This is a genomic window from Gammaproteobacteria bacterium (assembly GCA_021647245.1).
Taxonomy (GTDB): Bacteria; Pseudomonadota; Gammaproteobacteria; order RBG-16-57-12; family RBG-16-57-12; genus JAFLJP01.
This window is the reverse complement of the sequence record JAKIVC010000011.1, coordinates 59,931-69,449: the sequence shown is the minus strand read 5'-3', so window position 1 is coordinate 69,449 and position 9,519 is coordinate 59,931. Positions and strand designations below refer to the sequence as shown.

At 51.1% G+C, this 9,519-nt stretch carries 9 protein-coding genes and 1 rRNA gene; all 10 read left to right on the top strand.

The genetic code is table 11. The annotated features are described in order from the left end of the window. Positions 1–106 (top strand): 5S ribosomal RNA (rrf, locus tag L3J94_04775); the annotation flags it as partial. A 486-nt stretch (positions 107–592) separates the two neighbouring features. Beyond that, complete coding sequence (locus tag L3J94_04770; GenBank protein ID MCF6218068.1) at positions 593–1,402, top strand: response regulator transcription factor; 810 nt, start codon at positions 593–595, stop codon at positions 1,400–1,402. A gap of 185 nt (positions 1,403–1,587) precedes the next feature. Then, positions 1,588–3,138 (top strand): phage tail sheath subtilisin-like domain-containing protein, encoded by a 1,551-nt coding sequence (locus L3J94_04765; protein ID MCF6218067.1) that lies wholly within the window; start codon positions 1,588–1,590, stop codon positions 3,136–3,138. A 12-nt stretch (positions 3,139–3,150) separates the two neighbouring features. Further along, positions 3,151–3,678: a phage tail protein gene (locus L3J94_04760; GenBank protein ID MCF6218066.1), complete on the top strand. Its 528-nt coding sequence runs from the start codon at positions 3,151–3,153 to the stop codon at positions 3,676–3,678. A 3-nt stretch (positions 3,679–3,681) separates the two neighbouring features. Then, the gene (locus tag L3J94_04755; GenBank protein MCF6218065.1) at positions 3,682–4,431 is read left to right on the top strand and encodes a phage baseplate protein; all 750 of its coding nucleotides are present in this window, start codon (positions 3,682–3,684) and stop codon (positions 4,429–4,431) included. Then, entirely contained in the window at positions 4,428–5,528 is a 1,101-nt protein-coding gene (locus L3J94_04750; protein ID MCF6218064.1) for a hypothetical protein, read from the top strand. Before L3J94_04755 ends, L3J94_04750 begins: the two co-directional genes overlap by 4 nt. Further along, positions 5,525–6,751, top strand: coding sequence for a DUF4255 domain-containing protein (locus L3J94_04745; GenBank protein ID MCF6218063.1), 1,227 nt, complete (start codon positions 5,525–5,527; stop codon positions 6,749–6,751). The genes L3J94_04750 and L3J94_04745 overlap by 4 nt, the downstream gene beginning before the upstream one ends. Then, the gene (locus tag L3J94_04740; GenBank protein ID MCF6218062.1) at positions 6,748–8,874 is read left to right on the top strand and encodes an ATP-binding protein; all 2,127 of its coding nucleotides are present in this window, start codon (positions 6,748–6,750) and stop codon (positions 8,872–8,874) included. The genes L3J94_04745 and L3J94_04740 overlap by 4 nt, the downstream gene beginning before the upstream one ends. Beyond that, positions 8,871–9,128 carry a hypothetical protein gene (locus L3J94_04735; protein MCF6218061.1) on the top strand — a complete coding sequence of 86 codons (258 nt, stop codon included), beginning with the start codon at positions 8,871–8,873 and terminating at the stop codon, positions 9,126–9,128. The genes L3J94_04740 and L3J94_04735 overlap by 4 nt, the downstream gene beginning before the upstream one ends. Further along, positions 9,125–9,490, top strand: a complete 366-nt coding sequence (locus L3J94_04730) for a hypothetical protein (protein MCF6218060.1) — start codon at positions 9,125–9,127, stop codon at positions 9,488–9,490. Before L3J94_04735 ends, L3J94_04730 begins: the two co-directional genes overlap by 4 nt. Positions 9,491–9,519 lie beyond the last annotated feature (29 nt).

Below are 9,519 nucleotides of genomic sequence, written 5' to 3'. Positions count from 1 at the left end.
CATAGCGAGTTGGAACCACCTGATCCCATCCCGAACTCAGAAGTGAAACGACTTAGCGCCGATGATAGTGTGGGGGCTCCCATGTGAAAGTAGGTCACTGTCAGGCTTTTAATTTAAGAGACCCCATTCAATCGCTGGATGGGGTCTTTTTTTTGCCTGTTCGGCAGGCAAAGCGTGAATGTGTCGCCACCTCGTGGCTACTTTTATGGCACCCCTACCAAAAAGTGACGCACCTACGCGACAACTGATTCCCTCTATTCCATCCAGCCCTGTATCCATTCTCTGCTTCCCTTCATCACCGTCTCTCAATAATGGGATGTGAAAATCTCTGACGAAAAATCCCCTTTCTTTTTCGCGCTTGAATAATTTAATGGTGCTCCTTATCGTGTGAGGGGTTGATTTGACGATGAAAGGAAACCGCGACCTATCGACTTATATTAAAACTTAAATCCTGAAAATGCTCACAGCCACTCAGTATAAGTTTTTGATCGGCGTGATGATATGAAGCTTTTCGGGAATCACAATAAGGGTTTCACTCAAAATTATCACTTGTTTTACAGGCCAATATCTTATGCTGTGAAAGCACGATTACTTGGAATGTTTAGGTGAAAGGGGAGGGATGGATACTTTACACATCTTATGGATCGATTTGCGCTCTGTTCATCATCAGAGCAGTTTTTATCACTATTTGAACAAAAACTGGAGGGTGTCCCGGATTAGTGGTGTTGAAGAAATCGATCAAAAAATACGGGAAACTGCGCCGCTACTTCTGTGTTTCGAATACGATTATCCCGATATTTCCCGACTTTCAGCATTACGACAGGCCAGATGTCTGTTTCCATCAATTCCCATCGTTATGCTTACCGAGCAGCACTCAGAGACACTGGCTGTTTGGGCTTTACGAACCCAGGTTTGGGATTATTTCGTTAAGCCTTTTCCGCCTCAAGAACTGGTAAACAGTGTCGCCGCTGTCTTAGCGCTGGATAGCTTGTCAAAAGATGCAACCGCCCCACTGTGTTGGAAAGCTCACTTGCTATCTAACTCTTTTCCACCTGAGGTACGGTTTCAGACCTATCAAATGAAAAAAACCTACGCTGCGCAAGCCTTTGTGGAGGCTCACTATCATGAGAAAATTTATGAAAAAGAGGTCGCTCAGCTCTGTGGGTTGAATGTTGCTACTTTTAGCCGCCACTTCAAAAAAGAACACGAAACAACCTTTCGTGGCTATGTGGTTAATTTTCGCATTTGCAAGGCGAGAGAGCTGTTGCAAAATCCTAACGCCATGGTCACGGATATCGCCTATTCAGTTGGTTTTAATGACCCGTCATATTTTACCCGTATGTTTCGGCGCATTGTTGGGGTGAGCCCATCTCACTACCACGAAACGTACAAAATAGAATAAATAGCAGAATTACCTTCAGGCAGCCCGATTCGTCCCAACCGAATAGGTTCTGCCAAATCGAGTAAGGGAATGCGCAAAAAAGTACTACTGTTTTGCAAAAGAATCCTAACTAAACAAAACCACCCCCCTCTACACTCTACTCAAAGGATCGACTGTACAGGTCATTAGAAACAGGAGTGATTAAGATGCCAGTTCCAATCTCATACCCCGGTGTATACATAGAAGAAGTCCCCAGTGGTGTCCGTACCATTACAGGTGTCGCCACATCAGTTGCTGCTTTTGTTGGGCGTGCCAAGCGCGGCCCAATTGATGAAGCCAAAGTGATTACCAGCTATGCGGATTATGAACGCTCTTTTGGCGGGCTGGATCTGAGCAGTGCCATGAGTTTTTCAGTGCGTGACTTTTATCGCAATGGGGGTACGTTGGCGGTGATTGTGCGGCTGTTTAATGCGGGCAATGGGACCGCAGTGGCGACGCTAAGTGCGGATAACCTCGAGCTTTTAGCGATCTCCTCTGGGGCGTGGGGCAATCGATTGCGGGTGACCGTCTCATATGATGATGCGGCGACAGCTGATGTGGCTGCACAGCAGGGCTTGAGTGTGACGGATCTGTTTAACCTTACTGTTGAAGATCTTAGTACTGGTTTCCGTGAGGATTTTTTGAATGTTTCGGTTGCCGTTGGGCCGCGTCAGCTGGATAGGGTTCTTGAGAATATGTCGACTTTGGTCAGGCTTCCAGCGCTACCTGATCCACTGTCACGGCCCGCCGAAGGGGTCTACACCGTACTTGAAGCGGATGAGGCGTCGGATGGTAATGTGTTGGGTGTTAATGACTATATCGGCACAGGAAAGGATGTAGCGAAAGAGGGGCTTTACGCACTGGAACAGGCGGATATGTTTAACCTGCTCTGCCTGCCGCCGGATTGGGATACAGTGGCTAATGCAAGCTATCCGGGTGCCCTGTTATCCACTGCTGCCAGCTACTGTGAAGATAAACGTCGTGCCATGCTTTTGGTTGACCCGCCAAGTGACTGGGGTACCACAGATGCTGCCGTTACCGGTATTAGCACAGGCATCGGTACCAACAGCAAAAATGCCGCTATTTTCTTTCCGCGTATCAAACAGACCAACCCGCTACGGGATAATCAGCTTGAGTCCTTTGTACCTTGTGGGGCTGTCGCCGGAATATTTGCGCGCACCGACAGTCAGCGTGGTGTCTGGAAGGCACCGGCGGGTATGGAGGCGACAATGCGGGGTGTTACAGAGTTAACCGTTAAGTTGACCGACCAGGAGAATGGCCGTTTGAACCCACTGGGTGTGAACTGCCTGCGAGCATTTCCAATTATTGGTCGTACGATCTGGGGTTCGCGTACTTTGAAAGGGGCAGATCAACTGGCCTCAGAGTGGAAATATATTCCGGTTCGTCGAACCGCGCTGTTTATTGAAGAGAGCTTGTATCGGGGCACTCAGTGGGTGGTTTTTGAGCCTAACGATGAGCCCCTATGGTCGCAGATCAGGCTTAATGTGGGTGCCTTTATGCATAACCTGTTTCGCCAGGGCGCCTTTCAAGGCACCACGCCGCGAGAGGCTTATTTTGTTAAATGCGATAAAGAGACAACAACGCAAAATGATATTGATCGCGGCATTGTCAATGTTGTGGTTGGTTTCGCCCCGCTGAAACCGGCTGAATTTGTCATCGTCAAACTCCAGCAGATTGCTGGCGAACTTGAAGTTTAAAAGGAGAATGTCATGGCTCAGTTTAGTGTGAATCCACAGCGATTTGATCCTTATAAAAACTTTAAATTCCGTATCAAATGGGACGGCAGGTTTGTCGCTGGCGTGAGTAAAGTCGGTGCACTTAAGCGTACCACTGAATTGGTTGAACACCGCGAAGGGGGTGATCCCAGTGCGGTGAGAAAGTCGCCAGGACAGAGCAAATATGAGGCGATTACTCTGGAGCGTGGTGTCACTCACGACCCCGAATTTGAAAAATGGGCCAATAAAATTTGGAATTTTGGTTCCGGTCTGGGTGCGGAGGTCTCGCTGAAAGATTTTCGCAAGGATGTGATTATCGAGCTCTATAACGAAGCGGGTCAGTTGGCTATCTCTTATAAACTTTTTCGTTGTTGGGTGTCGGAATATCAGGCACTGCCCGAACTGGATGCCAGCGCCAATGCGGTGGCTATTCAAACCTTGAAGCTGGAGCATGAGGGCTGGGAGCGCGACTATGAGGTCAGTGAGCCAAATGAGCCTGAATTTACCGAGCCAGGAGGGTAGTCGATGAGACCCCTCGATTCGACTGAGCTACTTAACGTATGGGAGTACGGGCTAAACCAGTCAACTCTACAGCAGGCGCTTATTCTTATCACTGCCGCTTCTCCCGAACTTGATTCGGATGCGGTGGCGGGGTTGAGCATTGGTGCGCGGGATGCCCGCTTGTTACAGCTGCGTGAGTGGATGTTTGGCACAACACTCCTCAATACGGCACAGTGCCCACACTGTGCAGAGCGGGTCGAGTGGGAGGGTAGGACGGCGGATATGCGCCTGCAGGGTGTGGATGATGTGAGTGCCGACCCGGTGGCGGAGTTTCAGTTAGCGGTGGATGACTACCAGCTCCACTTTCGCCTGCTCACCAGCGTGGATATTGCCACTGTTATGGCAGCAACAGGGGATAGCAGCAGCGCCGCTACCGCACTCATCGAACGCTGTATTGTTTCCGCTGACCGTGCTGGAAAAGGGTGTGATTTAACTGAACTGCCACAACATGTGTTTGAGGCATTAAGCCAGCAGCTTGAAAAGCTGGACCCACAAGCTGAAATTCGTACCGCACTGACGTGCCCTGAATGTTCCCACCAGTGGGAGGTGCTGTTTGATATTGCTAGTTTTTTGTGGGTTGAGATCAACACTTGGGCGGAACGCACGCTTCGCACTGTACACCGGCTCGCGACTGCTTATGGTTGGAGAGAGGAGGATATATTAAGCCTCACGCCAGTGCGTCGGCAGCTCTATCTCGGGATGGTGGGTCGATGAACGACTTTTTTGCCAACTTGGTTGGTCGTCATCTTGGAAGGTGTGAAACCATACAGCCCCGCACACTCGGGCCGTTTGAGGCGGAGCGAGATGGCATGGCGGCCACGCCTTCCACTGAAGAGGTTAATAGGCCAGTAGCAGAACATAACCAGGTGCCACAACCGCCAGCAGATAGACCTCACGTGCAATCAAAAGAGCGGGCTTTAGATATAAATTCGTTTGATTTGAGCGTGGCAAGGGGTAATCACCAGCCGCACCCTGCGGATCCGTCACCTCCCTCTTCCGCTGATAGGCCCGGCGTCGCTATTTCTGAACCCGCCTCTGTGGAGGGCAAAAAAAATGATCAATCGCCTTCGTTTTTAGTACAAAGCGATGCTTCGGTTCAGCCGGATGCAAATGGAGATCAGCCCGGCTCTTCAGCATCGATAAGTTCACTTTTAGATGTTGATAAACATCCCCATCGAAACCTATTTCAGGAGGAGCCGGCTGGTAGGCTGGCATTCGCCGCAAGTGAGTTGCCAACTTTTAGCGAAACGGCTGCGTCGAGAGATCATCGACAGACACCTGAGGCAAGTCACCACATCCCCTCCACATTGAGGGTAGGTGAAAATCACCTTGAAAATGAGTCAGACCTGAATCATCGTGTCCGGACAATGCTCCAGTACCTGACTGAAGATCTGAAGCGGCTAGCTGTGGCGGATGATCAACGCAGGGAAAACAGTGATAGCCCGGTATCGACTTTGCCTGAAAAAGAGGCCCCGCCATCGGCCGTCGTTGTTGCGCCACAGCTGCAGCAGGAAACCCTAAAGTGGCCAGCTGATCAAGAGAATAGCGGCTCTGTGGGTGAGCGAGAAAACACACCTCACCATGAACGGCTGGAGCCACCATCATGGTTGTCTGGCATTGAGGCTCAATTTCAACAGCATTTACAGGCGCAAGAGGTTAAGGCCGAACCGGTCATTAATGTCACTATCGGCCGGATCGAAGTACGGGCTGTTCAAGCTGAAAAACCGAAAAGTGCACAAGCGCCAAAGAAACCAACGGGTGTCATGACTCTGGATGAATACCTGCAACGACGCGAAGGTGGGCGGCGATGAGTTCACCCTCAGCTATTGCTGCAGTGACTTCAACGTTGCGTAATCTATTAACAACCGCAGCGCACGAAGCCCCCGAGTTACTGGATACCACGGTGACTACCCAGCCGCCGGGTATAGCCCGCAACGGCAATGACGCCAATCAGCTCAATCTTTTCCTGTATGGCACCTCCATCGATACCGCATTCAGTAACGCGCCGATGTCCGGCCAGACCAAAAATGGTGAGAGTGGTCTGCCACCATTAGCGTTGGTGCTCAAATACTTGATTACCGCTTACGGCCGTAACAATGATGATGTCAACGGGCATCGACTCATGGGGTGCTCAATGAGTGCACTACATGACCATCCAATACTGGGGCGGGCAGAAATTCAGGCCGCACTACCGGATACAGACCTGCAAAATCAGCTTGAACGGGTAAGAATTACCCACGATGCATTGTCAGTGGATGATATGTCCAAACTCTGGACCAGCTTCCAATCTGAATATCGCCTCTCTACCGGCTATGAAGTTTCAGTAGTGCTCATTGATAGCACACGATTCGCCAAAACAGCGTTACCAGTCTTAAAGCGAGGTGAAGATGACCGGGGGGTCTCTGCACAGGCTGATCTGACTCCACCTTTTCCAGCCATTACTGACATTGTAGCGCCTAACCAACAGACCAGCGCCTTGCTGGGAGACACCCTCATATTGAGTGGCCACCATCTGGATGGTGATACCGTGATGGTGCGTTTTAGCCATCCCCGCTTAACCAGCCCGATTGATATTACGGCATTAACTGGCGGCACAGAGAGCCAAATAAGCGTGCAAATACCCAACAACCCAGCGGATTGGCGGGTGGGGTTCTATGCTGTTGAGGTCATTATCAACAAAGCAGGTGAGCAGGATAGACGCACCAATTTACTTCCATTTTCGCTCGCGCCGCGCATTATGGGTATTGCACCACCCAACCCGGTTGTTCGTAATGGATTGGGCAGGGCGGAGTTAACACTTACCTGCCACCCGCAAGTGAGTGCCGATCAACGGGTGGCACTGCTGTTAGGTGATCGCGAAGTGCTGGCGAATGAGCACCCCCTCCAAACGGATACATTAACCTTTGTTATAGACGATGCCCCGCTCGGCAGCCGTTATGTGCGGCTGCGAGTTGATGGGGTGGATAGCCTGCTGGTGGATCGCAGCATGACACCGCCCACCTTTGACAGCGCCATGGAGGTGACGATCTCATGAGCGAACAAGCGATGCGTGAGCAGTCAGCGTGGGTAGCGGCCAATGAAGAGCACCTAGCGGCAACACTCAAGTGGTTGCGCCTTAAGTTGCAACAACAGATACCAGCACAAACGCGGGAGGAATCATCACCCCAGGAGAAGGCAGATGACTCTTCTGGCGGGTGGTTTAAACGCAAGCTGAGCCAACCTCAATCGAGTGCTCGACACCTACCGCCACCAGAAACCAGCGATGATGAGACGATAAAACAGGCTGCTCAGGTGATTGCTAACTGTGAGAAAAATGATCCACCGCCTGCACTGCTGATACTGGCGCAGCGACTCGGCCTGTCACATTTTGACCAGCAAGTGCTGATGCTGTGCAGCGCCATGGCGCTGGATACACGGTTCGCAACGCTTTGCGCACAGGCACAGGATGATCTTAATAGACCCTATCCCACCTTTGCATTGGCATTTTCCTTGTTTGATGACCCCGACTGGAATGCCCTCTCACCCCATGCTCCGCTCAGGCATTGGCGACTGTTGGAGATTAATCAGCCCGGAGCACAGCCATTAACCAGCGCCGCGCTGGGCACGGATGAGCGCATCATCAACTACCTTAAGGGGCTGAACTATCTGGATGATCGACTAATGCCCTTGCTTGATTCAATGGTTTTTCCACTGACGGATGAAACCTTACCCCCCTCACAGCAACTAGCGGCTGATAATATAATTGATTACTTAAAGCACTCAAATGGCCAGAAAAGTGTGCCTGTCGTTGAGTTGCTGGGACACGATGTTGCCAGCAAGCACCTCATCGCCGGGCAAGTGGCATCGGTATTGGGCCTAAGCCTGCAAAGCATGGACATCAAAATATTGCCCAGCCAGATGGGTGATTTCGAAACCTTTACCCGACTCTGGCAACGTGAATCTCTGCTGATGCCGTTGGCCTTGTATATCCATATCGACGGGGCCACTGATGCTGAAAAAATGCAGCTCAAGCGTTTTCTGGAGCGTAGCAATGGTGTTGTCTTTCTCGATTTAGAAGACGCCAAGACCGAAACCGTCCGCAACCGGTTTTCTGTTGAAATCAACAAACCGACACCGGAAGAGCAGCAACAGCTCTGGGCGGAGGCATTACAAGGTCAAGCTAACGATCAGCCACAGCGCTTAGCCGAACAATTTTCCTTTGGCCAAAGCGAGATCAGACGCTTGGCTCAGTCTGCCCTTGATGAACCTACAGAGAACGAGGCAGCATTAAACTCGGCAATAGACAAAGAGCTGTGGCAGGCCTGCAGCATCGCAGCCCGAGCCGGAATGGAGCAACTGGCGCGCAGAATTGATGCCAAAGCCACCTGGGAACAACTGGTGTTGCCGCCGGAGCAAACAGCCTTGCTCAATCAAATTACCGATCAGGTTGCCCAACGTAATCGGGTATATAGCGACTGGGGTTTTCGGCAGCAGATGAATCGCGGCCTAGGGATTAACGCACTGTTTGCTGGAGAGAGCGGCACCGGCAAAACCATGGCAGCAGAAGTTATCGCCAACGCCCTCAAACTTGATCTTTATCGCATCGACCTCTCATCAGTCGTCAGCAAATATATTGGCGAAACTGAAAAAAACCTGCGCAAGCTGTTCGACACCGCCGAAGACAGTGGCGCGATTCTGTTCTTCGACGAAGCCGATGCTCTGTTTGGCAAACGCAGTGAAGTCAAAGACAGCCACGACCGTTACGCCAATATTGAAATCAACTATCTGCTGCAACGCATAGAGTCCTATCGAGGCTTAGCGATCCTGGCCACCAACATGAAATCCTCACTGGACAAAGCCTTCGTGCGTCGGCTGCGCTTTATTGTGGATTTCCCGTTCCCCGGAATCGAAGAGCGAACCGAAATGTGGCAAAAGGTATTTCCGCCTGAAACCCCGATTGATGAAAACCTCGACTATCAACGTCTGGCCAAATTCAACCTGACCGGTGGAAATATCCACAGTGTGGCGCTAAACGCTGCGTTTCTGGCGGCGCAAAATGGCAGCTCGGTCACAATGCCGCTGTTGTTAAGTGCGGCGCGGATTGAATACAAAAAACTGGAACGACCCGCCAAGGCATCTGATTTTATCTGGCAGGGCAATCTGGAGGTGGTGAAATGAATATTAATTTGCATATTGAGCGGCTGGTGCTGGATGGGGTTGCGCTGGAGCCGCATCAGCGACCGGCGTTAAAGGCGAGCCTTGAGGCGGAGTTGGCAAGTCTGCTTGGCCGCAATGGTGTAGGGGCTGGTTTACACAATGGCGGGGCTGTTGATGCCATCCGCGCGGATTCAATCGCTATTGGTGGAAAAAACGAACCATCCGGCCTTGGAAAACAGATTGCCCGGTCGGTTTATGGCGGGATAAACCAATGAAACAACAAGCTACAACTCAAACACCAAAACAGACTATGCCACCACCAACTAGGGGTCTGTTGCCGCATGCTGCTGTGCGTGCGACTTCTGATCATGATCTGTTCGCAAATAGCCCGGCGGAATCAGGTTTTGACCATGACTTCAGTCAGGTTGCTGTACGACATTCGGCACCAATAGTCAGCCGGAATTATTTGAATGCATCATCTCCACCCTGGATTCAGGCCAAGCTGAAGATTGGTCAGCCGGGAGATAAATATGAGCTGGAGGCGGATCGGGTGGCGGAGCAGGTGATGCGGATGCCTGATCCAGGGTTGTCTTCTTTGGTTGGTGATTCGTTGTTGGCAAATGGTGGTAGTTCGTAAGCGCCAAATCAACCCCACCCTACCAACCT